This window comes from Promicromonospora sukumoe 327MFSha3.1, assembly GCF_000385135.1.
GTDB classification, from domain to species: domain Bacteria; phylum Actinomycetota; class Actinomycetes; order Actinomycetales; family Cellulomonadaceae; genus Promicromonospora; species Promicromonospora sukumoe_B.
Genome location: NZ_ARQM01000011.1, coordinates 642,268 through 668,159, shown reverse-complemented (window position 1 = coordinate 668,159; position 25,892 = coordinate 642,268). Strand labels below are relative to the sequence as shown.

General features: G+C 69.7%; 38 protein-coding genes. 4 read left to right on the top strand and 34 right to left on the bottom strand.

Going from position 1 to position 25,892, the window contains the following annotated elements; translation table 11 throughout:
- Nucleotides 1-52: 52 nt before the first annotated feature.
- A complete protein-coding gene (locus H291_RS0116715) occupies nt 53-1,102 on the top strand; it encodes a TIGR03560 family F420-dependent LLM class oxidoreductase (RefSeq protein WP_020016155.1) in 1,050 nt (349 codons plus the stop codon).
- A 55-nt stretch (nt 1,103-1,157) separates the two neighbouring features.
- Here the strand turns inward: H291_RS0116715 and H291_RS0116710 are convergent, their stop codons facing one another.
- From H291_RS0116710 to glmS, 4 genes are all read right to left on the bottom strand, one after another.
- A complete protein-coding gene (locus H291_RS0116710; protein ID WP_020016154.1) occupies nt 1,158-1,508 on the bottom strand; it encodes a holo-ACP synthase in 351 nt (116 codons plus the stop codon).
- Between the two features lie 334 nt (nt 1,509-1,842).
- Nucleotides 1,843-2,673, bottom strand: a complete 831-nt coding sequence (locus tag H291_RS0116700; RefSeq protein ID WP_020016152.1) for an alpha/beta fold hydrolase — start codon at nt 2,671-2,673, stop codon at nt 1,843-1,845.
- 47 nt (nt 2,674-2,720) lie between these two features.
- Nucleotides 2,721-3,119 carry a hypothetical protein gene (locus H291_RS0116695; protein ID WP_020016151.1) on the bottom strand — a complete coding sequence of 133 codons (399 nt, stop codon included), beginning with the start codon at nt 3,117-3,119 and terminating at the stop codon, nt 2,721-2,723.
- Nucleotides 3,120-3,152: 33 nt separating this feature from the next.
- A complete protein-coding gene (gene glmS, locus H291_RS0116690; RefSeq protein ID WP_026365838.1) occupies nt 3,153-5,054 on the bottom strand; it encodes a glutamine--fructose-6-phosphate transaminase (isomerizing) in 1,902 nt (633 codons plus the stop codon).
- Nucleotides 5,055-5,186: 132 nt separating this feature from the next.
- Here glmS and coaA point away from each other — a divergent pair, with 132 nt between their 5' ends.
- The gene (gene coaA, locus H291_RS0116685) at nt 5,187-6,182 is read left to right on the top strand and encodes a type I pantothenate kinase (RefSeq protein WP_020016149.1); all 996 of its coding nucleotides are present in this window, start codon (nt 5,187-5,189) and stop codon (nt 6,180-6,182) included.
- Nucleotides 6,183-6,186: 4 nt separating this feature from the next.
- Here the strand turns inward: coaA and H291_RS0116680 are convergent, their stop codons facing one another.
- The 4 genes from H291_RS0116680 to rplM form a co-directional block, all read right to left on the bottom strand.
- Nucleotides 6,187-6,936 carry a DedA family protein gene (locus tag H291_RS0116680; RefSeq protein WP_020016148.1) on the bottom strand — a complete coding sequence of 250 codons (750 nt, stop codon included), beginning with the start codon at nt 6,934-6,936 and terminating at the stop codon, nt 6,187-6,189.
- Nucleotides 6,937-7,114: 178 nt separating this feature from the next.
- Nucleotides 7,115-8,479 (bottom strand): phosphoglucosamine mutase, encoded by a 1,365-nt coding sequence (gene glmM / locus H291_RS0116675; RefSeq protein WP_020016147.1) that lies wholly within the window; start codon nt 8,477-8,479, stop codon nt 7,115-7,117.
- A 143-nt stretch (nt 8,480-8,622) separates the two neighbouring features.
- The gene (rpsI, locus tag H291_RS0116670) at nt 8,623-9,108 is read right to left on the bottom strand and encodes a 30S ribosomal protein S9 (protein ID WP_020016146.1); all 486 of its coding nucleotides are present in this window, start codon (nt 9,106-9,108) and stop codon (nt 8,623-8,625) included.
- A gap of 43 nt (nt 9,109-9,151) precedes the next feature.
- The gene (rplM, locus tag H291_RS0116665) at nt 9,152-9,601 is read right to left on the bottom strand and encodes a 50S ribosomal protein L13 (protein ID WP_020016145.1); all 450 of its coding nucleotides are present in this window, start codon (nt 9,599-9,601) and stop codon (nt 9,152-9,154) included.
- Between the two features lie 296 nt (nt 9,602-9,897).
- On the opposite strand from rplM, the gene H291_RS0116660 reads away from it, so the two are divergent.
- Complete coding sequence (locus tag H291_RS0116660; RefSeq protein WP_026365836.1) at nt 9,898-10,323, top strand: DUF5709 domain-containing protein; 426 nt, start codon at nt 9,898-9,900, stop codon at nt 10,321-10,323.
- A gap of 128 nt (nt 10,324-10,451) precedes the next feature.
- Here the strand turns inward: H291_RS0116660 and H291_RS30495 are convergent, their stop codons facing one another.
- Nucleotides 10,452-11,360 (bottom strand): tRNA pseudouridine synthase A, encoded by a 909-nt coding sequence (locus H291_RS30495; protein WP_020016143.1) that lies wholly within the window; start codon nt 11,358-11,360, stop codon nt 10,452-10,454.
- Between the two features lie 39 nt (nt 11,361-11,399).
- Here H291_RS30495 and H291_RS0116650 point away from each other — a divergent pair, with 39 nt between their 5' ends.
- Nucleotides 11,400-12,158, top strand: a complete 759-nt coding sequence (locus H291_RS0116650) for an ROK family protein (protein WP_020016142.1) — start codon at nt 11,400-11,402, stop codon at nt 12,156-12,158.
- Between the two features lie 118 nt (nt 12,159-12,276).
- Here the strand turns inward: H291_RS0116650 and rplQ are convergent, their stop codons facing one another.
- The 25 genes from rplQ to rplV all read right to left on the bottom strand — a co-directional run bounded on the left by rplQ (nt 12,277) and on the right by rplV (nt 25,853).
- Nucleotides 12,277-12,813: a 50S ribosomal protein L17 gene (rplQ, locus tag H291_RS0116645; RefSeq protein ID WP_020016141.1), complete on the bottom strand. Its 537-nt coding sequence runs from the start codon at nt 12,811-12,813 to the stop codon at nt 12,277-12,279.
- A 55-nt stretch (nt 12,814-12,868) separates the two neighbouring features.
- Complete coding sequence (locus tag H291_RS0116640) at nt 12,869-13,885, bottom strand: DNA-directed RNA polymerase subunit alpha (protein WP_020016140.1); 1,017 nt, start codon at nt 13,883-13,885, stop codon at nt 12,869-12,871.
- A gap of 187 nt (nt 13,886-14,072) precedes the next feature.
- A complete protein-coding gene (gene rpsK, locus H291_RS0116635; protein WP_020016139.1) occupies nt 14,073-14,477 on the bottom strand; it encodes a 30S ribosomal protein S11 in 405 nt (134 codons plus the stop codon).
- 75 nt (nt 14,478-14,552) lie between these two features.
- Nucleotides 14,553-14,927: a 30S ribosomal protein S13 gene (gene rpsM, locus H291_RS0116630; RefSeq protein ID WP_020016138.1), complete on the bottom strand. Its 375-nt coding sequence runs from the start codon at nt 14,925-14,927 to the stop codon at nt 14,553-14,555.
- A gap of 183 nt (nt 14,928-15,110) precedes the next feature.
- A complete protein-coding gene (gene rpmJ / locus H291_RS0116625) occupies nt 15,111-15,224 on the bottom strand; it encodes a 50S ribosomal protein L36 (protein WP_003956441.1) in 114 nt (37 codons plus the stop codon).
- 127 nt (nt 15,225-15,351) lie between these two features.
- The gene (infA, locus tag H291_RS0116620) at nt 15,352-15,573 is read right to left on the bottom strand and encodes a translation initiation factor IF-1 (protein WP_020016137.1); all 222 of its coding nucleotides are present in this window, start codon (nt 15,571-15,573) and stop codon (nt 15,352-15,354) included.
- A 294-nt stretch (nt 15,574-15,867) separates the two neighbouring features.
- Nucleotides 15,868-16,281 carry a hypothetical protein gene (locus tag H291_RS0116615; protein ID WP_020016136.1) on the bottom strand — a complete coding sequence of 138 codons (414 nt, stop codon included), beginning with the start codon at nt 16,279-16,281 and terminating at the stop codon, nt 15,868-15,870.
- A 54-nt stretch (nt 16,282-16,335) separates the two neighbouring features.
- Nucleotides 16,336-17,223: a type I methionyl aminopeptidase gene (gene map, locus H291_RS0116610; protein WP_020016135.1), complete on the bottom strand. Its 888-nt coding sequence runs from the start codon at nt 17,221-17,223 to the stop codon at nt 16,336-16,338.
- 3 nt (nt 17,224-17,226) lie between these two features.
- On the bottom strand, nt 17,227-17,784 hold the full coding sequence (locus H291_RS0116605; RefSeq protein ID WP_020016134.1) for an adenylate kinase: 558 nt from the start codon (nt 17,782-17,784) through the stop codon (nt 17,227-17,229).
- An 80-nt stretch (nt 17,785-17,864) separates the two neighbouring features.
- Nucleotides 17,865-19,160, bottom strand: a complete 1,296-nt coding sequence (gene secY, locus H291_RS0116600) for a preprotein translocase subunit SecY (RefSeq protein ID WP_020016133.1) — start codon at nt 19,158-19,160, stop codon at nt 17,865-17,867.
- A gap of 213 nt (nt 19,161-19,373) precedes the next feature.
- Nucleotides 19,374-19,826: a 50S ribosomal protein L15 gene (rplO, locus tag H291_RS0116595; RefSeq protein ID WP_026365835.1), complete on the bottom strand. Its 453-nt coding sequence runs from the start codon at nt 19,824-19,826 to the stop codon at nt 19,374-19,376.
- A gap of 2 nt (nt 19,827-19,828) precedes the next feature.
- Nucleotides 19,829-20,011 carry a 50S ribosomal protein L30 gene (rpmD, locus tag H291_RS0116590; RefSeq protein WP_020016131.1) on the bottom strand — a complete coding sequence of 61 codons (183 nt, stop codon included), beginning with the start codon at nt 20,009-20,011 and terminating at the stop codon, nt 19,829-19,831.
- Nucleotides 20,011-20,664: a 30S ribosomal protein S5 gene (gene rpsE / locus H291_RS0116585; protein ID WP_020016130.1), complete on the bottom strand. Its 654-nt coding sequence runs from the start codon at nt 20,662-20,664 to the stop codon at nt 20,011-20,013. The genes rpmD and rpsE overlap by 1 nt, the downstream gene beginning before the upstream one ends.
- Before the next feature lie 31 nt (nt 20,665-20,695).
- On the bottom strand, nt 20,696-21,067 hold the full coding sequence (gene rplR / locus H291_RS0116580; RefSeq protein WP_026365834.1) for a 50S ribosomal protein L18: 372 nt from the start codon (nt 21,065-21,067) through the stop codon (nt 20,696-20,698).
- Nucleotides 21,068-21,069: 2 nt separating this feature from the next.
- A complete protein-coding gene (gene rplF, locus H291_RS0116575) occupies nt 21,070-21,606 on the bottom strand; it encodes a 50S ribosomal protein L6 (protein WP_026365833.1) in 537 nt (178 codons plus the stop codon).
- A 21-nt stretch (nt 21,607-21,627) separates the two neighbouring features.
- Nucleotides 21,628-22,026 carry a 30S ribosomal protein S8 gene (gene rpsH / locus H291_RS0116570; protein ID WP_026365832.1) on the bottom strand — a complete coding sequence of 133 codons (399 nt, stop codon included), beginning with the start codon at nt 22,024-22,026 and terminating at the stop codon, nt 21,628-21,630.
- Between the two features lie 73 nt (nt 22,027-22,099).
- Nucleotides 22,100-22,285, bottom strand: coding sequence for a type Z 30S ribosomal protein S14 (locus H291_RS0116565; RefSeq protein ID WP_020016126.1), 186 nt, complete (start codon nt 22,283-22,285; stop codon nt 22,100-22,102).
- A 1-nt stretch (nt 22,286) separates the two neighbouring features.
- Nucleotides 22,287-22,859 (bottom strand): 50S ribosomal protein L5, encoded by a 573-nt coding sequence (rplE, locus tag H291_RS0116560; protein ID WP_020016125.1) that lies wholly within the window; start codon nt 22,857-22,859, stop codon nt 22,287-22,289.
- The gene (gene rplX / locus H291_RS0116555) at nt 22,859-23,200 is read right to left on the bottom strand and encodes a 50S ribosomal protein L24 (protein ID WP_020016124.1); all 342 of its coding nucleotides are present in this window, start codon (nt 23,198-23,200) and stop codon (nt 22,859-22,861) included. The genes rplE and rplX overlap by 1 nt, the downstream gene beginning before the upstream one ends.
- A gap of 2 nt (nt 23,201-23,202) precedes the next feature.
- Nucleotides 23,203-23,571, bottom strand: a complete 369-nt coding sequence (rplN, locus tag H291_RS0116550; protein ID WP_020016123.1) for a 50S ribosomal protein L14 — start codon at nt 23,569-23,571, stop codon at nt 23,203-23,205.
- Nucleotides 23,572-23,704: 133 nt separating this feature from the next.
- The gene (gene rpsQ, locus H291_RS0116545; RefSeq protein WP_020016122.1) at nt 23,705-23,995 is read right to left on the bottom strand and encodes a 30S ribosomal protein S17; all 291 of its coding nucleotides are present in this window, start codon (nt 23,993-23,995) and stop codon (nt 23,705-23,707) included.
- Between the two features lie 4 nt (nt 23,996-23,999).
- Nucleotides 24,000-24,239 carry a 50S ribosomal protein L29 gene (gene rpmC, locus H291_RS0116540; protein WP_020016121.1) on the bottom strand — a complete coding sequence of 80 codons (240 nt, stop codon included), beginning with the start codon at nt 24,237-24,239 and terminating at the stop codon, nt 24,000-24,002.
- Complete coding sequence (gene rplP, locus H291_RS0116535; RefSeq protein ID WP_020016120.1) at nt 24,239-24,655, bottom strand: 50S ribosomal protein L16; 417 nt, start codon at nt 24,653-24,655, stop codon at nt 24,239-24,241. Before rplP ends, rpmC begins: the two co-directional genes overlap by 1 nt.
- A gap of 2 nt (nt 24,656-24,657) precedes the next feature.
- Entirely contained in the window at nt 24,658-25,494 is an 837-nt protein-coding gene (gene rpsC / locus H291_RS0116530; RefSeq protein WP_020016119.1) for a 30S ribosomal protein S3, read from the bottom strand.
- Nucleotides 25,494-25,853: a 50S ribosomal protein L22 gene (gene rplV / locus H291_RS0116525; protein ID WP_020016118.1), complete on the bottom strand. Its 360-nt coding sequence runs from the start codon at nt 25,851-25,853 to the stop codon at nt 25,494-25,496. The genes rpsC and rplV overlap by 1 nt, the downstream gene beginning before the upstream one ends.
- Nucleotides 25,854-25,892 lie beyond the last annotated feature (39 nt).

The window sequence follows — 25,892 nt, the reverse complement described above, 5'->3', positions numbered from 1 at the left end:
CAATTTCGACCACCCCTCCCCTGGTCGAACGTCGTCGGCATAGGGTCGGGCCATGCGATTCGGACTCTTCATCCCGCAGGGCTGGCGCTTCGACCTGGTCGACGTCGCGCCCGCCGACCAGTGGGCCACCATGCTCTCCCTCGTCCACCGCGCCGAGAACCAGGCCGCGGGCGAGGCCGTCCCCGGCGGCGAGTTCGCCTGGGAGTCGGCCTGGGTGTACGACCACTTCCACACCACGCCAGAGCCCTCGACCGAGGCCACGCACGAGGCGTGGTCCCTGATGGCCGCGTTCGCGGCGGCGACCCAGCGCATCCGCCTGGGCCAGATGTGCACCTGCATGGCCTACCGGGAGCCGACCTACCTGGCGAAGGTCGCCTCGACGATCGACACGATCTCCGGCGGGCGCATCGAGATGGGCATCGGGGCCGGCTGGTACGAGCACGAGTGGCGGGCCTACGGCTACGGCTTCCCCACGGCGGGCGAGCGCCTGCGCGCGCTCGACGAGGGCGTGCAGATCATGTCGAGCATGTGGCGCACCGGTTCCTCGGGCACCTTCGAGGGCAAGCGCTACCAGGTCGACGGCGCGCTCTGCTACCCGCAGCCGCTGCAGCAGCTCCCGGTGGGCGACGGCGGCGCCGAGGTCCCGTCCATCCCCCTGTGGATCGCGGGCGGCGGCGAGCAGAAGACGCTGCGCATCGCCGCGCAGCACGCGCAGTACACCAACTTCGACGGGTCGCCCGAGGGCTTCACCCACAAGTCGGGCGTGCTCGAGGCGCACTGCAAGGACGTGGGGCGGGACTTCGGCGAGATCACGCGGTCCACGAACTACAACGTGGTGATCGGCGAGAACGACGCCGAGGTCGCCGAGCGGCTGGACTGGATCGAGGCGCACCTGCGCAAGTCGGTGCCCGGCAAGGCGGACCGGGAGATCACGAACTGGCGGGGCGGGCTCCTGGTCGGCACGCCGGAGCAGATCGTCGAGCGGCTGCAGGGCATGGGCGCGCGCGGCCTGGAGTACGCGATCACGTACTTCCAGGAGGCGGCCTACGACACCAGCGGCCTGGAGCTCTTCGAGAAGCAGGTCATCCCGGAGCTCCAGTAACCCAAGCTGTCAGACCCACGGATCACCCGGGTGAACTGTGGGTCTGACAGCAGGATCAGCCCTCAGCGATGACCATCGCCGACGCGATCCCGGCGTCGTGCGAGATCGTGATGTGCCACGTGCGCACCCCGAGCTCGGCGGCGCGGGCGGCGACGGTGCCGCTCGCGTCGATCCGGGGCGGGCCGCCCACCGTGCGGTGCACCGTGACGTCGTGCCACCGCAGGTTGCCCGGGGCGCCGAGCGACTTGGCGATGGCCTCCTTCGCGGCGAACCGGGCGGCCAGGGACGCCGCCGGCAGCTCCCGCTCGGCCTCGGTGAACAGCTTTTCCCGCAGCCGGGGCGTGCGGTCGAGGGTCTCCATGAACCGGTCCACGTCGACCACGTCGATGCCGGTGCCGATGATCATGGGCACAGCCTAGATCCCGCGCCCGCCGCGCCCCGGCCCCGGAGCGCTCCGTGCGGACAAAACCGCAGGTCAGCCGCTTCACACCGGGGTCTTGCGAGGGATGCCCGTTTTGAGGCACCATACCCTCGTAATGCAAAGGTAAAGGTGGCACCTGCTCCGTACCGGCAGGTCGCCACCTTTCGCGCGTAGGAGGTTGCCATGCCGGAGGACGACGACAAGCTCCCCTTCCCCGTGATCATGGTCGCCGTCTTCGGCGTCGTGATCGCCGCGATCGTCACGCTGCTGGTGTTCGTCGCGGTGTCGAGCTGATCGCCGTCGCCCGAGGCGCCCCGGCTCAGGCCGGGGTCGCCTCCTCGACGCGGTCCAGCCACTCCCCCACGAGCGCCTCGAACAGTCCGCGCTGCTCGATGTCCAGGGCGTGTCCCGCGCGGTCCAGCACGGCGAAGGTCGCCCGCGGGTAACGCTCCACCAGGTCCCATGCGTCGCGGTAGCCCGTCGTCGAGTCCTGGCGGCCCACGAGGATCAGGACCGGCTTGTCGAACGACGCCGGTTCCACGGGGAACGTCCCGGAGTAGCTCGCCTGGATCCGCGCGACCGCCTCGGGGTCGGCGGCGGCGAGCCCCGGGTCGACGTCCCGGCGCGCCCGCTCCCAGGTCTCCTCGGTCTGCACCACCAGCACCTCCTCCGCGTCGAGCGCCTCGGCGCCCACCCGGGTCAGCAGCGCGGGCTCCCGCACCAGCACCTGGCGCTCCGGGACGTGCCGCAGCTCGTGGCGCGGGTCGACCACCGTCACGACGGCGGCCATTCCGGCCACGCGGTCGGGGTCGGCGGCGGCCAGCCCCCGCGCGAGATACCCGCCGTACGACTGCCCGACCACCACGTAGCCGCCGTCGGGCACCAGGGCCCGGACGGCGCCGCGCAGGATCCGGAAGACGTCGTCGGTGCTCGCCACGGCGGGCGCCGTCGTGCGGCCCATTCCCGGCAGGTCCACGTACACGCGACGCCAGCCCGCACGCCCCGCGAAGACCGGCTCGAACGCGCCGGTCATGAGCCGGTGGTCCACCGGGAACCCGTGGACCAGCACCGCCGTACGCACCCCGCCGCCGGACGGCGGCCCGTGCTCCACGTAGTGCACCTGGACCCCGTCGACCTCTACGTACGCCACCGGCGCTCCTCTCCTGGGAGGCCACGGCGGCCCGCCCGGATCAGACCCTAGACGGGACCACCGACACCGGGACCAGCGACACCGGCACCCCCGGCATCAGTACCAGCGTCCCGGATCCCCGCCGTGTCCTCCGGCCGGACCAGGTGCTGCCAGCGGAACCACTTGCGGTCCAGCTCCTCGGCCAGGTCCACGTCGAACCGCCGGGCCACGAGCAGCAGCTGCCCCAGGGCGTCCGCGACCTCGCCCCGGAACGCGTCCCGCACCTCGTCGTCGGTCAGGCCCCGGTCGCGCGAGCGGCCGGAAAGGTTGAGGAACGCCTGGGTGAGCTCCCCGATCTCCTCGTGGAGCTTGAGCAGGAGCCAGTCGTCGGTGCGTTCCAGCCCGTGGATGCGGGCGTAGGCCCGGCTGATGATCTCGACCTCGTCGGAGAGCTTCTGAAGTTCCACGCCGACGAGCGTGCCACAGCCGGGCCGGCGTCCTTACTCGACCGTGACCGACTTGGCGAGGTTGCGCGGCTGGTCCACGTCCAGGCCCTTCGCGGTGGCGAGCGCCATCGCGAAGATCTGCAGCGGCACCACGGCCAGCAGCGGCTGGAGCAGCGTGGGCGCCTGCGGGATCCAGAAGATCTCGTCGGCGTACTTGCGCACCTCGTCGTCGCCGTCCTCCGCGATCACGAGGGTGCGGGCGCCGCGCGCCCGGATCTCCTGGATGTTGGAGATGACCTTCGAGTGCAGGGAGTCGCGCCCGCGCGGCGAGGGCACCACGACGAACACGGGCTGGCCCTCGTCGATCAGCGCGATCGGGCCGTGCTTGAGCTCGCCGGCGGCGAAGCCCTCGGCGTGGATGTACGCGAGCTCCTTGAGCTTGAGCGCACCCTCCAGGGCCACCGGGAAGCCGACGTGCCGCCCCAGGAACAGCACCTTGTCCGACTTCTCCATGGACCGGGCGGTCGCGCGCACGTACTCGCCGCGCTCGATGACGGTCTGGATCTTGCGCGGCATGGCCCGCAGCTCGTCGAGCAGCGTTGCGATCTCGTCGGGGAACTTGTTGCCGCGGAGCTGGGCGAGGTACAGGCCCAGCACGTAGGCGGCGGTGATCTGCGCCAGGAACGCCTTGGTGGAGGCGACGGCGATCTCGGGGCCGGCGTGCGTGTAGAGCACGGCGTCGGACTCGCGCGGGATCGTGGAGCCGTGGGTGTTCACGATCGAGATCACCTTGGCGCCCTGCTCGCGCGCGTGCCGCACGGCCATCAGGGTGTCCATGGTCTCGCCGGACTGCGTCACGGCGACCACCAGGGTGCGCTCGTCGACGATCGGGTCGCGGTACCGGAACTCGTGCGCCAGCTCGACCTCGACGGGGATGCGGCACCAGTGCTCGATCGCGTACTTCGCCACGTGCCCGGAGTAGGCGGCGGTACCGCACGCGATCACGATGATCTTGTTCACCGCGCGCAGGATCGACTCGTCGATGCGCAGGTCGTCCAGCACGAGCGCGCCCGCGGCGTCGGTCCGGCCGAGCAGCGTGTCGGCCACGGCCTGCGGCTGGTCGTGGATCTCCTTGTCCATGAAGGAGTCGAAGCCGCCCTTCTCGGCGGCAGCGGCGTCCCAGTCCACGGTGTAGCGCTTGGCCTCGGCGGGCTTGCCGTCGAAGTCCGTCACCGAGACCGACGTGGGCGTGATGGTGACGACCTGGTCCTGGCCGAGCTCCAGGGCCTCCTTGGTGTGCGCGATGAACGCGGCGACGTCGGAGCCCAGGAAGTTCTCGCCCTCGCCGAGCCCCACCACCAGCGGGGAGTCGTGGCGGGCGCCCACCACGGTCTCGGGGGCGTCGGCGTGCACGGCGAGCAGCGTGAAGGTGCCTTCCAGGCGGCCGGCGGCGGCGGTCATGGCGGCGGTCAGGTCGCCCGTCTCGCGGTACGCCTTGGCCACGAGGTGGGCGGCCACCTCGGTGTCGGTCTCGGAGCGGAACACCACGCCGTCGGCCAGCAGCTCGGCCTTGAGCTGCGCGAAGTTCTCGACGATGCCGTTGTGGATGACGGCAAGGCGGTCGCCGTCGGCCAGGTGCGGGTGGGCGTTCGCGTCGGTGGGGCCGCCGTGCGTCGCCCAGCGGGTGTGGCCGATCGCGGCGGTCGCCTCCGGGAGCGGGTCCTGGTCGAGCACCTCGATCAGGTTGGCGAGCTTGCCCGACTTCTTGGCCCACGCGACCCCGTCCAGGCCGGGCGCGACGAGCGCCACGCCCGCCGAGTCGTAGCCGCGGTACTCGAGGCGGCGCAGCCCCTCGATGGCCACGTCAAGGGGCGTGCCAGACGGCGAGGCGGCGCCCGAGGCGATGCCGTCCGCGATAGACGCAGCAGTTCCGGTGTAACCGACGATCCCACACATGCGGGCGAGTCTAACGAGCGTTCGGGTGCGCCCCCATGACTGGGCTCACAGGGCCCGTATCTCACCCTCGGCATCACCTCCAGGACCCCTCCGGCCTCGGACGACGCCGATCCGTGCCGCGGGTGGGGCACAATGCTGCAGGTGGTTTCACAGTTCTCGACGACGGACCTCGGGGAGCACCTGCTCGCCCTCGCCCCGTCCTCGCCCTACGTGGATCTCGACAGGGCGGCCTGGAGCCGCCTGTCGGCGTCCACCCCGCTGCCGCTGACCGACGACGACGTCGAGCGCCTGCGCGGACTCGGTGACCCGATCGACCTCGCCGAGGTCGACGCGATCTACCGCCCTCTGTCGCGACTGCTCAACCTCTACGTGCAGGCCACCGGCGGCCTGCACGACGCGACCTCGACCTTTCTGCACGAGGACCCGCCCCGCACCCCCTACGTGATCGGCGTGGCCGGCTCGGTGGCCGTCGGCAAGTCGACGACGGCGCGCGTGCTGCGCGAGATGCTCGCCCGCTGGCCCGAGACGCCGCGCGTCGAGCTCATCACGACCGACGGGTTCCTGTACCCGAACGCGGAGCTCGAACGGCGCGGCCTGATGGAGCGCAAGGGCTTCCCGGAGTCGTACGACCGGCGGGCCCTCATCCGGTTCCTGTCCCGCATCAAGGCGGGGCAGACCGAGGTGCGCGCGCCGGTGTACTCGCACGTGATCTACGACATCGTGCCCGAGCTGGAGGTCGTCGTCCGCAAGCCCGACGTGCTCATCGTCGAGGGCCTGAACGTGCTGCAGCCGGCGCGGCCGTCCTCCGTCGACGAGTCGACCGTCGCGGTGAGCGACTTCTTCGACTTCTCGATCTACGTGGACGCCCGCACCCGGAACATCCGGCAGTGGTACGTGGAACGGTTCCTGGAGCTGCGCCGCACGGCGTTCACCAAGCCGGACTCCTACTTCAAGCGGTACGCGTCGCTCTCCGACCAGGAGGCCACGGACAAGGCGCTCTCGATCTGGGAGTCCATCAACGCGCCGAACCTGGAGAAGAACATCCTGCCGACGCGCGGCCGCGCCACGCTGGTGCTGACCAAGGGCTCGGACCACGCGGTGCAGCGGGTCCGGCTGCGCAAGCTCTAGCGGGTCAGCGCTCGTTCGCGGACCTGTCCGCGTCGTCGACCCGGTGGACGTACTCGCGGACCATCTCCGTGGCGCCCGCCGGGACGGCGACCTTCTCGCCGTCCGGGCCGGCCTCGCCGTCCGCGTCCTCGTCGAGGTGCCGGTGGGAGAACCAGCCCACGACCTTGTCCACGATGAAGCCCATCGCGACGCCCAGGACGACGCCGATCACGATCGCCAGCAGCGGCTCGTGCCCGAGCCACTGGGCCGCGACCAGGCCGATGCCCGCGGAGTACAGGGCCCACATGACCGCCGCGATCGCGGCGATGAACATGAACCGGCGCCGCGGGTAGCCGACGGCGCCCGCCGTCATGTTCACGGCCACGCGGCCGATCGGCACGTAGCGCGCCGCGAGGATGAAGGACGCGCCGCGGCGGGTCAGCGCCCGCTCCGCCCAGTCCACGGCCCGGCGGCCCCGGGCCGAGCGCAGGAACGGAACGCGGTCCGTGCCGATCATCTTGCCGATCTGGTAGGCGATCTGGTCCCCCACCCAGGCACCGGCCGCCGCCGCGATCAGCACCAGCCACATCCAGGGCGTGCCGGTGCTGTGCGCCGACACGGTGAGCGTGATGACCACGGACTCGCTCGGCAGCGGCGGGAAGAACCCGTCGATCGTCGCGAAGGCGAACATGGCCGGGTAGATCCACGGTGAGGCGGCCATCGCGAGGATCCAGGCCTCGGTGGCGCTCAGGACGGTGGAGATGAGTTCGAGCACGGGACCTCGGGAAGTCTCGGCCGGGCACCACCCTTCGACAAGCTCAGGGCGGCGCCCAGGGGGCGTAGAGGGGCACCTCATAGTGCCTACTGCCAGAGTACGCAAGGGGGCCCCCTGAAACGCATCAGGGGACCCCCTGGGACAACCCCGCTTCCCAAGGTTTCACGGGCCGTTCACGTCAGAGCGCGAGCCGCTCCCGCACGACGGCGGCGAGGTCCTCGGCCACCTTGTCCGCCTCGTCCTGCGCCGGGGCCTCGACCATGACGCGGACCAGCGGTTCCGTACCGGACTGCCGCAGGAGCACCCGGCCGGTGTCGCCGAGCCGCGCGGTCGCGTCGGCCACCGCGGACTGCACGCCCTCGTCCGTACCGGCACGCGACTTGTCCACGCCGCGGACGTTGACGAGCGTCTGCGGCAGGCGCTCGATCTCACCCGCAAGATCACCCAGGCGCTTGCCCGAGGCCTTGACCCGGGCAGCGAGGTGGAGCGCCGACAGGACGCCGTCGCCGGTGGTGGCGTGCTCGGCCAGGATGATGTGGCCGGACTGCTCGCCGCCCAGGCCGTAGCCCTTGGCGCGCATCTCCTCCAGCACGTACCGGTCGCCGACGGCGGTCTGCACCGTCGTGATGCCCCGCTCCCGCATCGCCAGGATGAGTCCGAGGTTGCTCATCACCGTGACCACGAGGGTGTCGCCCGGCAGGCGGCCCTCCTCCTTGAGCGCGGTGGCCAGGATGCCGAGGATCTGGTCGCCGTCCACGATCTTGCCGGTGTGGTCGACGGCGAGGCAGCGGTCGGCGTCGCCGTCGAACGCGACGCCGAAGTCGGCCTCCGAGGCCACGACGACGGCCTGGAGCTGCTCCGGGTGCGTCGAGCCGCACTTCTCGTTGATGTTCCGGCCGTCGGGGCTGGCGTTCATCACCACGACGTCCGCGCCCGCGGCGCGCAGCGCCTCCGGGCCGACCTCGCTCGCCGCGCCGTTCGCGCAGTCCAGCGCGATGCGCAGGCCCTCGAGCGGCCGGTGGTCCGGGGTGGTGCCGACGCTGTCGGTCAGGTGCCGCACGTAGCGCTCGGCGGCCGCCTGGCCGTCGGTGCGGATGCGGCCGACGTCGGCGCCCGTCGGGCGCTCCCAGTCGTCCCCGAGCGTCGCCTGGATCGCGTCCTCGACGGCGTCGTCGAGCTTGAGCCCGCCCCGGGCGAAGAACTTGATGCCGTTGTCCGGCATCGGGTTGTGCGAGGCGGAGACCATGACGCCGAGGTCGGCCTCCAGCTCCGTCACCAGGTACGCCAGCGCCGGCGTCGGCAGCACGTTCAGCATCACCACGTCCACGCCCGCGGAGGCCAGACCGGCGGCGACCGCCCCGGCCAGGAACTCCCCGGACGCCCGCGTGTCCCGCCCGACGACGGCCCGCGGTCGCGGGCCCAGCAGCTCACCCTGCGCGGTCAGGACCCGGGCCGCGGCGGCGCCCAGCTCCAGCGCCAGCTCCGCGGTGATGTCCTTGTTGGCGAGGCCCCGAACTCCGTCGGTGCCGAACAGCCTGCCCATGCACGTTCTCCTCAGCTCGTTCCCGATCCCACCGTAGTGGGCGCCGGCGGGTGCCGGTTCCGCTCTCTGGCCCCTGCAAATGCAGGTGGCCCCGCTGAACAGTTCGACACTGTCCGGCGGGGCCACCCGGCCAAGCGCTCTGATCAGCGCTTGGAGTACTGCGGAGCCTTGCGGGCCTTCTTGAGACCGGCCTTCTTGCGCTCGACCTTGCGGTCGTCACGCGTGAGGAAGCCGGCCTTCTTGAGCTCGGCGCGGTTCGCGTCCTCGTCGATGGCGTTCAGCGCACGGGCGATGCCCAGGCGCAGCGCACCGGCCTGACCCGACGTGCCGCCACCCGTGATGCGGGCGATGACGTCGAAGCGGCCCTCGACCTCGACCAGGTTCAGCGGCGAGTTGACCAGCTGCTGGTGCACCTTGTTCGGGAAGTAGTCCTCGAGGGTGCGGCCGTTGATCTTCCAGGTGCCGGTGCCGGGGACGAGGCGCACGCGCGCCACGGCCTCCTTGCGGCGCCCGAGGGCCTGGCCCGGGGCGGTGATGGACGAACCGCGCGTCGCCGGCGCGGAAGTCTCGGTGGTGTAGTTGCTGGGCGCCTCGGCGCCCTGCTCGAATTCGACGGTGGTCTCGGCCACTGTGATGTCCTCGCGTCCTTCGCGTTGCGATCCGGCAGCGGCCTCAGGCCTGCTGCGAAACCTGGGTGATCTCGAACGGCTTGGCCTGCTGCGCCGTGTGCGGGTGCTCAGAGCCTGCGTAGACCTTCAGGTGGGTCATCTGCGTCCGACCGAGCGAGGTCTTGGGGATCATGCCGCGCACGGCCTTCTCGATGGCGCGCTCCGGCTTGGTGTCCAGGAGCTCGCCGTACGGGGTGGCCGTGAGACCGCCCGGGTAGCCCGAGTGGCGGTAAGCCAGCTTGGTCTCGCGCTTGTTGCCGCTCAGCGCGACCTTGTCCGCGTTGATGACGATGACGAAGTCACCGCCGTCGACGTGCGGGGCGAAGGTCGGCTTGTGCTTCCCGCGCAGCAGGGTTGCGACCTGGCTTGCCAGGCGGCCCAGGACGACGTCGGTCGCGTCGACGACGTACCAGTCGCGCTGGACGTCGCCGGGCTTGGGGGTGTACGTACGCACGGTTCGTAACCTTTTCGTTTGCGGTGTCGTCGGGCGAGAAGCGGCGCCCGATGAGTCAGGTCGTTGTGCGCGGGGGTCAGAATGACGTCCGGGCCGGTCGTCGGCACTCGAGTGGGCTCGGTGCCGTCGCAGGACGTCGTGACAAAGCACAACGACTCATTAGAGTACCTGGCAGTTTCCCCGGGGGTCAAAGCGTAGGCGCACCACCGTGCCGTTCCCGGGCATGAGGTTCGCCACTGCGGCACTCCGACCCCGGCACTCTGGCGTCTGCGCCGAACTGGTGTCACGGTAGGACCATGACCGAGGAAACCCCAGCCACCATGCCTGGACCGGACGGTATCGCCGAGGGCGACACCGACCAGCTCCCGACCGAGGACACCCTGTACAGCCGTGGTCCCAAGGACTTCCTCGACGAGGGCTACTCCCCGCCGGACCGTCCGCGCTCGAACCACTGGGGCGAGACCTCGTGGGAGGAGCGGCAGGGCGAGTCGATGGACCAGCGCCTCAGCGAGGAGGAGCCGGACGTCTGGCAGGAGGACCCGCTGGACCGTGCCGACACGTCGCGTGCCGGCCGGCTCGTGTCCGACCCCGACGCGGACCCCGGCAGCTATGCCGCCGAGGACGGCGACCGGCAGAACGACCTGTACGGCACGGACGCGGGCATCGACGGCGCGGGGGCGAGCGCCGAGGAGGCCGCGGTCCACTGGGTCGAGGAGCCCTGAGGCCCTTCGCCTACGTAACGCTCCGGCGAGCACATCCGCTGTCGAGAGCCACCACCCGCTGGTCGAGCTCGTCGAGACCCTGCTGCGGTCTCGACGAGCTCGACCAGCGGTTCTGTCTCGCCAGCGTTCTACTTCGCCGCCACCTGGTCGTCCCAGACGTCCTCGTCCATCCGCTTCGCCTTGACCGCATCGGCCCGCGCCGCGAGCTCGGCGTCCGCCGGGTAGGCGATCTCCTCCAGGCACAGCCCCTCGGGCGGCACCACGAAGACGCCGGCCTCCCGCCGCCGGCTCGCCAGCAGGTCGGCCGGCCAGCTCACCGGACGCCGCCCCTCCCCCACCGCGATCGAGGCCCCGACGAGCGCGCGCACCATGTTGTGGCAGAACGCGTCGGCCACGACGTGCGCGACCACGAGGCCGGCGTCGGGCCCGTCGGCGGGCCGCTCCCAGGCCATGCGCTGCAGCTCCCGGATGGTCGTCGCCCCGGGCCGCGGCTTGCAGTAGGCGGCGAAGTCGCGCACCCCGGTCAGCGGGCGGACGGCGGCGTCCATGGCGTCGGCGTCCAGCGCCTTGCGGGACCACAGCACGTGGCTGCGGCGCAGCGGGTCGCGCAGCGCGACGTCGTCGGCGATCCGGTAGGTGTAGCGGCGGCGCAGCGCGGAGAAGCGCGCGTCGAAGCCCGCGGGCGGGGGCGCGGCCCGCCGCACGACCAGGTCGCCGGGGAGCACGCCCCCCAGGCGGGTCACGAGCGACGCCCCGGGCGAGCGGTCGGACCGGCCCGGCAGCGCGGCCCAGGCCTCCTGGTCGACGTCGACGTGCGCCACCTGGCCCCGGGCGTGGACGCCGGAGTCGGTGCGGCCGGCGACCGTGAGCCGGGGCGCCGGGAGGCCGCGCGGCTCGGTCCGCAGCACCTGGGCGAGGCCGTCCTGGAGGGTCCCCTCGACGGTGCGCAGGCCCGGCTGACGAGCCCAGCCCGCGAAGTCGGTGCCGTCGTAGGCGAGGTCGAGACGGACCCGGATGAAGTCGTTCACGTCAGCCATCTTCCCCGATGCCCCCGCCGGGGTTCGTACAGTGACGTCATGGCAGACACCCTCACGCTCGCGGTCGACTGCGGCGGCGGCGGCATCAAGGCGGCCGTCCTCGACACGTCGGGCACGGCCCACGCGACCCCCGTCCGGGTGCCGACCCCCTACCCGCTGCCGCCGGAGCTGCTCGTCGACACGATCGCCAAGATCGCCACCGACCTGCCCGCCGCGGCACGGGTCACGGTCGGCATGCCGGGCATGATCCGCAGCGGCGTCGTGGTGCACACGCCGCACTACATCACCAGGTCCGGACCCCGGTCCCGGGTGGTCCCCGCGCTCCAGGACGCGTGGAGCAGCTTCGACATGCAGGCGGCGGTGGCCGCGCGCCTCGGGCTGCCCGCCCTCGTCCTGAACGACGCGGAGGTGCACGGCGCCGGTGTGGTCGCGGCGTCGGGCCTGGAGCTCGTGATCACGCTCGGCACGGGCCTGGGCACGGCGATGTTCCACGGCGGGCGCATCGCGCCGCACCTGGAGTGGTCGCACGCCCCGGTGCGCCGCAGCCTCACGTACGACCAGTACATCGGCGAGCCCGAGCGGCGCCGGCTCGGCGACGGGCTGTGGTCGCGGCGCGTGGTCACCGTCGTCGACGGGCTGCGGCCGGTCTTCCACTGGGACCGGCTGTACATCGGCGGCGGCAACGCCCGCTGCATCACGCCGTCGGCACTGGCCAGGCTGGGCGACGACGTCGTCATCGTGCCCAACTCGGCCGCCCTCGTGGGCGGCGCGCGCGCCTGGGACCTCCCGCCGTCCTGACGTGTCAGACGTACAGGTCACTCTGGTGATCTGTACGTCTGACACGTCGTACGACGACGCCGGGCCGCACCCTCCGTACGGAAGGTGCGGCCCGGCGTCGTGCAGGGAGGAAGGGGGCTCAGGCCTCCTTCTTCTCCTCCGTGGTCTCCTCGGCGGGAGCGTCCTCCGCGGGGGCGTCCTTGACGTCCTCGGCGGGGGTCTCCTCCACGGGAGCGTCCTCGACGGGCGCGTCCTCGACCGGAGCAGCCTTCTCGGTGGCCTTGGTGGCCTCCTTGACGACGGCCTGCTTGGGGCTCACGGGCTCGGTGACGAGCTCGATGACCGCCATCGGCGCGTTGTCGCCCTTGCGGGTGCCGATCTTGGTGATACGCGTGTAGCCACCGTTGCGCTCGGCCATGGCCGGGGCGATCTCGGTGAACAGCGTGTGGACCACGCCCTTGTCGCGCACGACGGTGAGCACGCGGCGGCGGGCGGACAGGTCGCCCTTCTTCGCGAACGTGATCAGACGCTCGGCCAGCGGACGCAGGCGCTTGGCCTTGGTCTCGGTAGTCGTGATGCGGCCGTGCTCGAAGAGCGAGGTCGACAGGTTCGCGAGGATCAGACGCTCGTGAGCCGGGCTACCGCCGAGCCGTGCGCCCTTGGTGGGGGTAGGCATTGCTTGTCTCCTTGAATGTGGTTCCGCGCACCCGGCCTAGGCCGGGTGCGGGACGTCAGTACGACTGCTCGTCGCTGCCGTAGGCCGCGGAGTCGCCACCCTCGAAGTACGAGGCGCCGGCCGGATCGAAGTCCAGCGGCGAGTCCTTGAGGCTGAGGCCGAGCTCGGCCAGCTTCTCCTTGACCTCGGTGATCGACTTCGCACCGAAGTTGCGGATGTCGAGCAGGTCCGCCTCGCTGCGGGCCACGAGCTCGCCCACCTGGTGGATGCCCTCGCGCTTGAGGCAGTTGTACGAACGGATGGTGAGGTTGAGCTCCTCGATCGGCAGCGCCAGGTCCGCGGCCAGCGCGGTGTCCGTCGGCGACGGGCCGATCTCGATGCCCTCGGCCTCGACGTTCAGCTCACGTGCCAGGCCGAACAGCTCGACCAGGGTCTTGCCAGCCGAAGCGAGCGCGTCGCGAGGCGTGATCGCCTGCTTGGTCTCGACGTCGACGATGAGCTTGTCGAAGTCGGTGCGCTGCTCGACTCGGGTGGCCTCGACCTTGTACGTGACCTTGAGGACCGGCGAGTAGATCGAGTCGACCGGGATGCGCCCGATCTCCGCGTCGAACTGCTTGTTCTGCGCGGCGGACACGTACCCACGGCCCCGCTCGACGGTCAGCTCGATCTCGAGCTTGCCCTTGTCGTTGAGGGTGGCGATGTGCAGGTCGGGGTTGTGGACCTCGACCCCCGCCGGCGGAACGATGTCCGCGGCGGTCACGGTGCCGGCGCCCTGCTTGCGCAGGTACATCACGACGGGCTCGTCGTTCTCCGAGGAGACGACGAGGTTCTTGATGTTGAGGATGATCTCGGTGACGTCCTCCTTCACGCCCGACACGGTGCTGAACTCGTGCAGCACGTTGTCGATACGGATGGACGTGACGGCTGCGCCCGGGATGGACGACAGCAGCGTGCGACGCATCGAGTTGCCGAGCGTGTAGCCGAAGCCAGGCTCGAGCGGCTCGATGGAGAAGCGGGAACGGCTCTCCGAGATGACCTCTTCGGTCAGCGTGGGGCGCTGTGCGATAAGCACTGTGGGTGTCCTTTCGGTGTGCGTCCGCTATATGACGCATCACGGTCTCTGCGATCTCTCGCAGCCCGGGCGGATCTCTGTCACCGTCCGGGCGGGTTGCTCACCTCATGAGGTGAGCGGGCGCCGCGATCGCGGTGCGGTCCGCGGCCCTGGGGCCGCGCGCCGCACCGCGTCGCGACGAACAGCGTCAGACGCGGCGACGCTTCGGGGGGCGGCAGCCGTTGTGCGCCTGGGGCGTCACGTCCTGGATCGAGCCGACCTCGAGGCCGGTCGCCTGGAGCGAGCGGATGGCGGTCTCGCGACCGGAACCCGGGCCCTTCACGAAGACGTCGACCTTCTTGACGCCGTGCTCCTGCGCGCGGCGGGCGGCCGACTCGGCGGCCATCTGCGCGGCGTACGGGGTGGACTTGCGGGAGCCCTTGAAGCCGACGTGGCCGGCAGAGGCCCACGACACCACGGCACCGGACGGGTCGGTGATCGAGATGATCGTGTTGTTGAAGGTGGACTTGATGTGCGCCTGGCCGAGCGGGACGTTCTTCTTGTCCTTGCGGCGCGGCTTGCGGCCGGCGGCGGCGCGAGTCTTGGGAGGCATCTGTTCTGTAATCTCCTGGTCTGATCGGACCGGGGCGGTCTCAGCTCGATGAGCCGACCGCTCCACGGACTGCTATCAGCGGGCCTTCTTCTTGCCCGCGACGGTGCGCTTGGGACCCTTGCGGGTGCGCGCGTTGGTCTTGGTGCGCTGACCACGCACCGGCAGGCCGCGACGGTGGCGCAGGCCCTGGTAGGTGCCGATCTCGACCTTGCGGCGGATGTCGGCCGCGACCTCACGGCGGAGGTCACCCTCGAGCTTGAAGTTGCCCTCGAGGTAGTCGCGGAGCGCAACGAGCTCGGCGTCGCCGAGGTCCTTCACGCGGATGTCCGGGCTGATGCCCGTGGCGGCCAGGGTCTCCTTCGCGCGGGTACGACCCACACCGAAGATGTAAGTGAGCGCAACCTCAAGCCGCTTGTCGCGGGGGAGGTCGACGCCGATAAGACGTGCCATGTGCCTTCCGGCTCCTGTACTGCTCGTCGGAGGTCTGCCGCACCGCCATCCCGCGATTCTTCGCGGGCCCCGGCCTCCGGTCCGAGGGTTCCCCTGCCCTGCGCGGTTGCCCGCGGGGCTGGTTCGAGGTGGTGCGCTGGTGGTGGCCTCAGCCACCGGCCCGGGCGTGTGCCCGGAGCGTGATCAGCCCTGGCGCTGCTTGTGGCGCAGGTTGTCGCAGATCACCATGACGCGACCGTGCCGGCGGATCACCTTGCACTTGTCGCAGATCTTCTTGACGCTCGGCTTGACCTTCATCGGGTTTTCCTCCGCCACGAACGTCCGGTCTCCCGGTGCGCGCGCAGCAGTGTCGTGGGTGGTCGATCGTACGGCGACGTCGTCCTCGGCCAGGCCGTGGGTGACGCAGCCCCGGATCGGGGACTGACTACTTGTAGCGGTAGACGATCCGGCCGCGGGACAGGTCGTACGGGCTGAGCTCCACCACCACGCGGTCCTCGGGGAGGATCCGGATGTAGTGCTGACGCATCTTTCCCGAGATGTGCGCGAGAACCTTGTGACCGTTCGACAGCTCGACGCGGAACATCGCGTTCGGCAGAGCCTCGATCACACTGCCCTCGATCTCGATGACACCGTCCTTCTTTGCCATATCCTCCGCTAACTCTCGTCGTGACTGCTTCCACGCCCACGGCACCGCAGGAGACCTGCGAGACCGACAGTCGGGTGTGGATGTCGCGTGTGTCCGTGTACCGCCTACCTCGTGTGCCTCGGCCTGCGCCCCGCACGAGCGGGGACCGGCAGGCGCCGTCGGCACCCTTTCAAGATCTGGAGGCGTTGAACGGACTACACCCAGCGATCTATCTTACGTCAGTTCGTAAACCATTCAAAGCGAAGACGGCCGACGGCGCACGTCCGGCGCGTGAGCCTCGCCACGCGGAGCCGCTCAGAGGTCGTACTCGACCCCGGGCAGGCCGATCATCGTGTGGGGCAGGCTGCCCACGAAGAAGTACAGCATCGGGAGCCAGCCGAGCACGATGCCCAGGCCGAGCGCCACCAGCACGGGCCGCCCGCGCGTGACCCAGACCCAGATGCCGAACAGCCACACCACGACGCCGAGCAGCAGGACCGACTCCCACACGAGGAGCGAGGTGCCGAAGCCGAGCACGATCCCGACCCACAGGAAGGGACTCGGGGCGAGCCGGCGGGCCCAGGCGGCGAGCCAGCGCCCGAAGCGACGCAGCCCCCGGCCGAGAGCCGGGAGGACCCGCGCGTACCACGGCCCGCGCGACCGCCCCGGCACGGCGTGCGCCGGCGCCTGGGTACGGGTGTCGGGCAGGGTGTGCGCGTCGTCGGTCACAGGCCGATCGTAGCCAACTGACTGGTACTTAAATAGACCCGGGGTGAAGTTTTCTCAGCCGAGGTCGACGGGCTGCACGCCGAAGTCGGCGAGGCGCTCCGCTCCCCCGTCGACGGCCGTCAGGACGACGATGCCGTCCGCCATGATCGCCGTCGAGTGCTCCCAGTGGGCCGCGCGCGAGCCGTCGGTCGTGACCACGGTCCAGTCGTCCGCGAGCACCTTGGTCTCGCCGCCGCCCCGGCTGATCATCGGCTCGATGGCGAGGCACATACCGGACCGCAGGCGCGGGCCCGACCCGGAGGTCCGGTAGTTGTGCACGTCCGGGGGCTGGTGCATGGCGGTGCCGATGCCGTGCCCCACGTACTCCTCGACGATGCCGTACTCGGTGCCGGTGAACTCCCCGGCCAGCTCGACGGCGGTCTCGACGGCCTCGCCCACGGCGTTGAGCCGCTTGGCCGACGCCAGGGCCGCGATGCCGGCCCACATGGCCGTCTCGGTGGCCCGGACGAGCGCGATGTCCGCGAGATCCGCTCCGGCGGCGACCAGGTCGTCGTCGGGCAGGCGGTGGTCCAGGGCGCCCTCGGGGCCCAGGACGAACGAGATCGCCGAGTCGCCGTGCCAGCCCTCGACGATCGCGCCGCAGTCGATCGAGACGAGGTCACCCGCGGCGAGCACCCGGCCGCCCGGGATGCCGTGGATGACCTCGTCGTTGACCGAGGCGCAGATGACCGCCGGGAAGCCCTGGTAGCCCAGGAACGACGGCTTGGCGCCGGCCGCCTCGATCGTCCGCGCGGCGACCGCGTCGAGGTCGGCGGTGGTCAGGCCGGGCCGGGCGGCGGCCCGGACCGCGGCGAGCGTGTCGGCGACCACCAGACCGGCGCGCCGCATGAGGCGCACCTGGTCCGGCGTCTTGTACTCGATCCGCTCCCGGCCGAAGACCACCGCTCAGCCCAGCTGGGTCGCGAGCGAGGCGACGATGCGGTCGGTGACCTCGGCGATCTCGCCGACGCCGTCCACCTTGGCCAGCAGGCCACGCTCCGCGTAGGCGGCGGTGAGAGGTGCCGTCTCGCTGTAGTAGATGTCGAGGCGGCGGGCGATCCCCTCGGGGGTGTCGTCCTCCCGGCCCTCTTCTTCCGCACGCTTGGTGAGGCGCTCCATGAGCACGTCCCGCTCGGCCGTCAGCTCGATCACGCCGTCGAGCTCCCAGCCGAGACCGGCGAGCGCGGTGTCCAGCTCGGCGACCTGGGCCGCGTTGCGGGGGTAGCCGTCGAGCAGGAACCCTGCCTTGACGTCGACCTCGGCGAGACGGTCGCGGACCATGGCGTTGGTGACCTCGTCCGGGACGAGGTCACCCTTGTCCATGTACGCCTTGGCCGTCGCACCGAGCTCCGTGTTGCCCTTGATGTTGGCGCGGAAGATGTCACCGGTGGAGATCGCCACGATCCCGAAGACCTCTGCAAGGCGCGCTGCCTGCGTGCCCTTGCCGACGCCCTGCGGACCCATGATGACCAGGCGAGTGACCTGGCCCTCCCGGTCCGGACGAGCGTGCAGCTCGCGGCGAGTGGCGGTGGTGGGAGTCTGGCTCAACGGAGGAATCCTTCGTAGTGGCGCTGCTGCAGCTGGGAGTCGATCTGCTTGACCGTCTCCAGCCCGACGCCGACCACGATGAGGATCGAGCTACCGCCGAAGGGCAGGTTGGTGCTGACGCCAAGGAAGACGAGCACCAGCGTCGGGATCAGCGCGATCAGCGCGAGGTACAGGGAACCGGCGGAGGTGATCCGGGTGATCACGAAGTCGAGGTACTCCGCCGTGGGGCGGCCGGCCCGGATGCCGGGGATGAAGCCGCCGTACTTCTTCATGTTGTCCGCGACCTCGTCCGGGTTGAACGTGATCGAGGTGTAGAAGAAGCAGAAGAAGATGATCATCAGCGTGTAGATCGCGATGTACAGCGGCGACGACTGCTGGACCAGGTTGTTGGAGATCCAGACGACCCACTCGGAGCTCTGGTCCCCGAACTGGGCGAGAAGCCCCGGGATGGCCAGGATCGACGCCGCGAAGATCACGGGGATCACGCCGGACATGTTGATCTTGATCGGGATGTACGTGCTGGTGCCGCCGTACATGCGGCGACCCACCATGCGCTTGGCGTACTGCACCGGGATGCGGCGCTGCGACTGCTCGACGAACACCACGAGGCCGATGACCAGGATGATCACGAGGACCATGATCGTGAAGTTCACGACGCCGTTGGCGCCACCGGCGATCGACCAGAGGGAGGTCGGGAAGCTGGCGGCGATCGACGTGAAGATCAGGAGCGACATGCCGTTGCCGACGCCGCGCTCGGTGATGAGCTCACCGAGCCACATGACCAGGCCGGTACCGGCGGTCATGGTGATGACCATGAAGATGGAGGTCAGGATGCTGTCGTCCGCGATGACGTCGAGGCCACAGCCGCTGAAGAGCAGGCCCTGGCGCGCCGTCGTGATGACGGTCGTCGACTGGAGGATCGCGAGGGCGATCGTCAGGTAGCGGGTGTACTGGGTCAGCTTGGTCTGGCCCGACTGGCCCTCCTTGTGCAGCGCCTCGAAGCGCGGGATGACCACGCGAAGCAGCTGCACGATGATGCTGGCCGTGATGTACGGCATGATCCCGAGGGCGAAGATCGACAGCTGCAGCAGCGCGCCGCCGCTGAAGACGTTGATCAGGCCGAGCAGGCTGTCGTTGTCCGCCTGCGCGATACATTGCTGCACGTTCGCGTAGTCCACGCCCGGCGTCGGGATGAACGACCCGAGGCGGAAGATCGTCATGATGGCGATCGTGAACAGCAGCTTGCGCCGCAGGTCTGGCGTCCGGAAAGCCCGGCCGAAAGCGCTGAGCACCCTATCCTCCTGGCCCGCCGTTGCGGGATCTAGTGTCGCCGGCGGGACGCCGGCGAGGTGAGTCGAACGTGGGCCAGACCACAACGGTGCAGCCAGACCGTGTCGGATTCTACGTTGCTTACGGGGTCCGTTGGACCACGTTCGCTCCGGGAAATACTCAAGAGAGCACACAGGGCCGGCCGCGCTCACGCGCCGCCGGCCCTGTCAGCTGTCTCAGGCCTCCGAGACCGTACCGCCGGCCGCCAGGATCTTCTCCTTGGCGGAAGCCGAGACGCGGTCGACCGCGATCTCGAGCTTGACGGTGACGTCGCCGTTGCCGAGCACCTTCACGGGCTGGCCCTTGCGGACCGCGCCCTTCGCGACCAGGTCCTCGACGGTGACGGAGCCACCCTCGGGGAACAGCTCGGAAAGCTTGTCCAGGTTCACGACCTGGAACTCGACCCGGAACGGGTTCTTGAAGCCACGGAGCTTCGGGAGGCGCATGTGCAGAGGCATCTGCCCACCCTCGAAGCCCGCGGGGACCTGGTAACGAGCCTTCGTACCCTTGGTACCACGACCCGCCGTCTTACCCTTCGAGCCCTCACCGCGACCCACACGGGTCTTCGCGGTCTTGGCGCCGGGGGCCGGACGGAGGTGGTGGACCTTCAGCGGCTTGTTCTCCGCCATGATCACTCGACCTCCTCGACGGCGACGAGGTGCGCCACCGTCTTGACCATGCCACGGATCTCCGCGCGGTCCTCCTTCACGGCGGTGTCGCCGATCCGCTTGAGGCCGAGCGTCCGCAGCGTGTCACGCTGGTTCTGCTTGCCGCCGATGGCGGACTTGGTCTGAGTCACCTTGAGTCGAGCCATCACGCACCCGCCTTTGCAGTCGACTCGGCACGACCGGCGGCCTGCGCGCGGAGCAGCGCGGCCGGGGCCACGTCCTCCAGCGGGAGCCCACGACGAGCGGCAACTGCGGCCGGCTCCTCGAGGCCCTGCAGGGCCGCGACCGTGGCGTGCACGATGTTGATCGCGTTGGACGAACCGAGCGACTTGCTCAGCACGTCGTGGATGCCGGCGCACTCCAGCACGGCGCGGACCGGACCACCGGCGATAACACCGGTACCCGGGGACGCCGGACGCAGGAACACGACACCGGCAGCGGCCTCACCCTGGATGGGGTGCGGGATGGTGCCCTGGATGCGGGGGACGCGGAAGAAGTTCTTCTTCGCCTCCTCAACACCCTTGGCGATCGCCGCGGGCACCTCCTTGGCCTTGCCGTAGCCGACGCCGACGGTGCCGTCACCATCGCCCACCACGACGAGCGCGGTGAAGCTGAAGCGGCGGCCGCCCTTGACGACCTTGGCGACGCGGTTGATGGAGACGACCTTCTCGACGAAGGCGCTCTTCTCCTCGCGACCGCCGCGGCGGTCGTCGCGACGCCCGCCACCACGGCGGTCGTTGCGGTCCTTGTTCTCGGTGGCGGCACCCTGGGGGGCGCCGCTGCGCTGCCCTGCAGCCATCAGAGAGTCCTCTTCTTCCGTGCGTTTGTCATCACAGGGCCAGACCGCCCTCGCGGGCGCCGTCAGCCACAGCAGCGACGCGACCGTGGTACTTGTTGCCGCCGCGGTCGAACACGACGGTGTCGACGCCGACAGCCTTGGCACGCTCGGCGACGAGCTCGCCGACCTTGCGGGCCTTGGCCGTCTTGTCGCCGTCGAACGCACGCAGGTCGGCCTCGAGGGTCGACGCCGAGGCGACGGTCTTGCCCACGCTGTCGTCCACGATCTGCGCGACCATGTGGCGCGCGGAGCGGGTGACGACCAGACGGGGACGAACGGCGGTGCCGGTGATCTTCTTGCGCAGGCGCAGGTGACGACGCTGGCGAGCGACGGACTTGCCCTTGCCCAGGATCTTGATAGCCATCGTCACTTACCAGCCTTTCCGACCTTGCGGCGGACGTTCTCGCCGGCGTAGCGCACGCCCTTGCCCTTGTAGGGCTCGGGCTTGCGGATCTTGCGAATGTTCGCTGCGACCTCGCCGACCTGCTGCTTGTCGATGCCCGAGACCGAGAACTTGGTGGGGCTCTCGACTGCGAACGTGACACCCGCGGGGGGCTCGATGACAACGGGGTGGCTGAAGCCCAGCGCGAACTCGAGGTTCGAACCCTTCGCCACGACACGGTAACCAGTACCGACGATCTCGAGCTTCTTCTCGTAGCCCTCGGTCACGCCCGTGATCATGTTGGCGATCAGGGTGCGGGTGAGGCCGTGCAGCGCACGGGAGTTCCGCTCGTCGTCCGGACGGGACACCACGAGCTGGGCGTCCTCCTGGGCGACATTGATGGGTGCGGGCACGGTGTGCTCGAGAGAACCCTTGGGGCCCTTCACGGTCACGAGCGCGCCGCTGACAGTGATGTCCACGCCGGCCGGGACCGGAACGGGAAGCTTGCCGATTCGAGACATTGGCGTTTTCTCCTTTCCGGATTACCAGACGTAGGCGAGGACTTCGCCGCCGACGCCCTTGGCCTGTGCCTGGCGGTCGGTCAGCAGGCCGGAGGACGTGGACAGGATCGCCACGCCCAGGCCGCCGAGGACCTTGGGCAGTTCGGTGGACTTGCGGTAGACGCGCAGGCCGGGCTTCGAGATGCGGCGCACGCCCGCCAGGGCGCGCTCCCGGTTCTGGCCGTACTTCAGCTCGAGCGTGAGGGACTTGCCCACCTGGGCGTCCTCCACGGACCAGCCGGCGATGTAGCCCTCGGCCTGCAGGATCTCAGCGATGTGCGTCTTCAGCTTCGACGACGGCATGGTGACCGTGTCGTGGTGCGCCGAGTTCGCGTTACGCAGACGGGTCAGCATGTCTGCGATCGGGTCGGTCATAGTCATCGGGCTCTTGCCCTTCCTCGCCGGGGTATCCGAACGGCCTCGTGTGGCCGGACAGACCTACGGCGTAGTTGTGTTACCAGCTGCTCTTGGTGACGCCGGGAAGCTCGCCACGGTGGGCCATCTCCCGCACGCAGATACGGCACAGGCCGAACTTGCGGTAGACGGAGTGCGGACGACCGCACTTCTGGCACCGGGTGTAGGCGCGAACCGCGAACTTCGGCTTGCCGGCCGCCTTGTTGATCAGGGCCTTCTTCGCCATGTCAGTTCTCCTTGAAGGGGAAGCCGAGACGGCGCAGCAGGGAGCGGCCCTCGTCGTCGGTCGTCGCCGTCGTCACGACCGTGATGTCCATACCGCGGACCCGGTCGATCTTGTCCTGGTCGATCTCGTGGAACATCGACTGCTCCGTGAGACCGAAGGTGTAGTTGCCGTGCCCGTCGAACTGCTTGGGCGACAGGCCGCGGAAGTCGCGGATACGCGGCAGAGCGGTGGACAGCAGGCGGTCGAGGAACTCCCACATGCGGTCGCCGCGGAGCGTGACGTGCGCGCCGATCGGCATGCCCTCGCGCAGCTTGAACTGAGCGATGGACTTGCGAGCCTTGGTGACCTGCGGCTTCTGACCGGTGATCGCCGAGAGGTCGCGGATCGCGCCCTCGATGAGCTTCGAGTCCTTGGCCGCGTCGCCCACACCCATGTTCACGACGATCTTCGTGAGACCGCCGGCCTGGTGCAGGTTCTTGTGGCCGAACTCCTCGATCAGCGCCGAGAGGATCTCCTCGCGGTACTTCTGCTTGAGGCGCGGCTGGGCCGGGGCCTCGATGGTCGTCTCGGTCATCAGATGTCCTTCCCGGAGCGCTTCGCGACGCGGATCCGGACGGTCTTGGTACGACCGTCCCGCTCCACCTGCTCGAGGCGGTACCCGACGCGGGTGCCCTTCTTGGTCTCCGGGTCGACGATCATCACGTTGCTCACGTGGATCGGCGCCTCGACCGTCTCGATGCCACCGGTGCGGGTGCCGCGCTGCGACTGGCCCACCTTGGTGTGCTTCGTGACGCGCTGCACGCCCTCGACCACGAGGCGGTCGGAGTCCTTCAGGACCTCGAGCACGCGGCCGGTCTTGCCCTTGTCGCGACCCGAGATCACGATGACCTGGTCGCCCTTCTTGATCTTCGCCATGGTCAGAGCACCTCCGGAGCCAGCGAGATGATCTTCATGAACCGCTTGTCACGCAGCTCACGACCCACCGGGCCGAAGATGCGGGTGCCGCGAGGCTCGCCGTCGTTCTTCAGGATGACGGCGGCGTTCTCGTCGAACTTGATGTAGGAACCGTCGGGACGACGGCGCTCCTTGGCGGTCCGGACGACGACGGCCTTGATGACGTCGCCCTTCTTCACGTTGCCGCCCGGGATCGCGTCCTTGACGGTGGCGACGATGGTGTCGCCGATTCCGGCGTAGCGACGGCCGGAGCCACCGAGAACGCGGATGCAGAGAATCTCCTTGGCACCCGTGTTGTCGGCGACCCGAAGTCGCGACTCCTGCTGGATCATTTGAGTGAACTCCTGTCGTCGAACTGGTTCTCGCGCGGACTGCTTCCGGCGAGCCTGGCCGAACGGATAGTTGCTGTGCTGGGGGCGCCACGCGTACGTGTGTCACGCACCGCCCCCAGCGGGAAGAGAAGTCTTACTTGGCCTTCTCGAGGATCTCCACGAGCCGGAACCGCTTGGTGGCGGACAGCGGGCGGGTCTCCATGATCAGAACCAGGTCGCCGATGCCGGCGCTGTTCTGCTCGTCGTGCGCCTTGACCTTCGTGGTGCGACGGATGACCTTGGCGTAGAGGGGGTGCTTAACCCGGTCCTCGACCTCGATCACGATGGTCTTGTCCATCTTGTCGCTCACCACGTAGCCACGGCGCACCTTACGCGTCGCGCGCTGGGCCTCAGGGGCCTCAGCAGCAGTCGTGTTGTCGCTCATTGCCTCACTCACTCACGCTCGGAGCCGTACGGATGCCGAGCTCGCGCTCGCGCAGGATCGTGTAGATCCGGGCGATGTCGCGACGCACGGCCTTGAGACGACCGTGGCTCTCGAGCTGGCCGGTCGCCGACTGGAAGCGGAGGTTGAACAGCTCCTCCTTGGCTTCCTTCAGCTTGCCGACGAGAGTCTCGTCGTCCATGCCGTCCAGATCGATCGGGGCGAGCCCCTGGGTACCGATAGCCATCAGACACCACCCTCGCGCACCACGAAACGGCACTTCATCGGGAGCTTGTGCATCGCGCGGCGCATGGCCTCGCGTGCAAGGGACTCGTCCACGCCGGCCAGCTCGAAAACGATGCGGCCCGGCTTGACGTTGGCGACCCACCACTCCGGCGAACCCTTACCGGAACCCATGCGGGTCTCGGCAGGCTTCTTCGTCAGCGGACGGTCGGGGTAGATGTTGATCCACACCTTGCCGCCACGCTTGATGTGGCGGGTCATTGCGATACGCGCCGCCTCGATCTGGCGGTTGGTGACGTACGCCGGCTCCAGAGCCTGGATGCCGAAGTCGCCGAACGCGATCTGGGTGCCACCCTTCGCCGCGCCGGAGCGCGACGGGTGGTGCTGCTTGCGGTGCTTGACCCTGCGCGGGATCAGCATGGTCAGGCCTCCGTTCCGGTCTCTGCGGCCGGAGCGGCAGCAGCCTGGTCCGCGGGGGCGGACTCGGCGCTGCGCTCGGCCGGACGCTCGTTGCGACGACCGCCACGACGGTCTCCGCCGCGCTCGCCACGCTCAGGGCGGTCGCCCCGGCCACGGCCCTGACGGGGCGCGGCTGCAGCCTGCTGAGCGGCGAACTCCTTCTCGGTGGTCTCGCCCTTGTAGATCCACACCTTCACGCCGATGCGGCCGAAGGTGGTGCGGGCCTCGTAGAAGCCGTAGTCGATGTACGCACGGAGCGTGTGCAGGGGCACACGGCCCTCGCGGTAGAACTCCGAACGGCTCATCTCGGCGCCGCCGAGGCGGCCGGAGACCTGCACGCGGATACCCTTCGCGCCGGCGCGCTGGGCGGACTGCATGCCCTTGCGCATCGCACGACGGAAGGAGACACGGCTGGCGAGCTGCTCGGCGATGCCCTGGGCAACCAGCTGCGCGTCGATCTCCGCGTTCTTGACCTCGAGGATGTTGAGCTGAACCTGCTTGCCCGTGAGCTTCTCGAGCTCACCGCGGATGCGGTCGGCCTCAGCACCACGACGGCCGATGACGATGCCCGGACGCGCCGTGTGGATGTCCACGCGGACGCGGTCGCGGGTGCGCTCGATCTCGACCTTGGAGATGCCGGCACGCTCGAGGCCGGTGCCCATGAGCTTGCGGATCTGGACGTCCTCACGGACGTAGTCGCGGTACCGCTGACCAGGCTTGGTGCTGTCGGCGAACCAACGCGACCGGTGGTCGGTGGTGATACCGAGGCGGTACCCGTGCGGGTGAACCTTCTGTCCCACTATCGGGCCCCTTCCTTGTCGGCGAGCACCACGGTGATGTGGCTGGTGCGCTTGAGAATGCGCGTTGCACGTCCCTGAGCCCGCGGGCGGAACCGCTTGAGCGTCGGCCCCTCGTCGACGAACGCGACGGAGACGACCAGGTCGTTCTCGTCGAAGCGCTCGCTGGCGCGGTCGGCCTTCACCCGAGCGTTGGCGATCGCGCTCTCCACAACCTTGCGGATCGGCTCGCTGGCGGCCTGCGGTGCGAACTTCAGCACCGCGACGGCCTCAGAGGCCTGCTTGCCACGGATGAGGTCCACGACGCGCCGGGCCTTCTGGGGCGTGACACGGACGAACCGCGCCTGCGCCTTGGCTTCCATTGCTGTCCTGCTTCCTTTTCTCAGACAGTCCAGGTCATC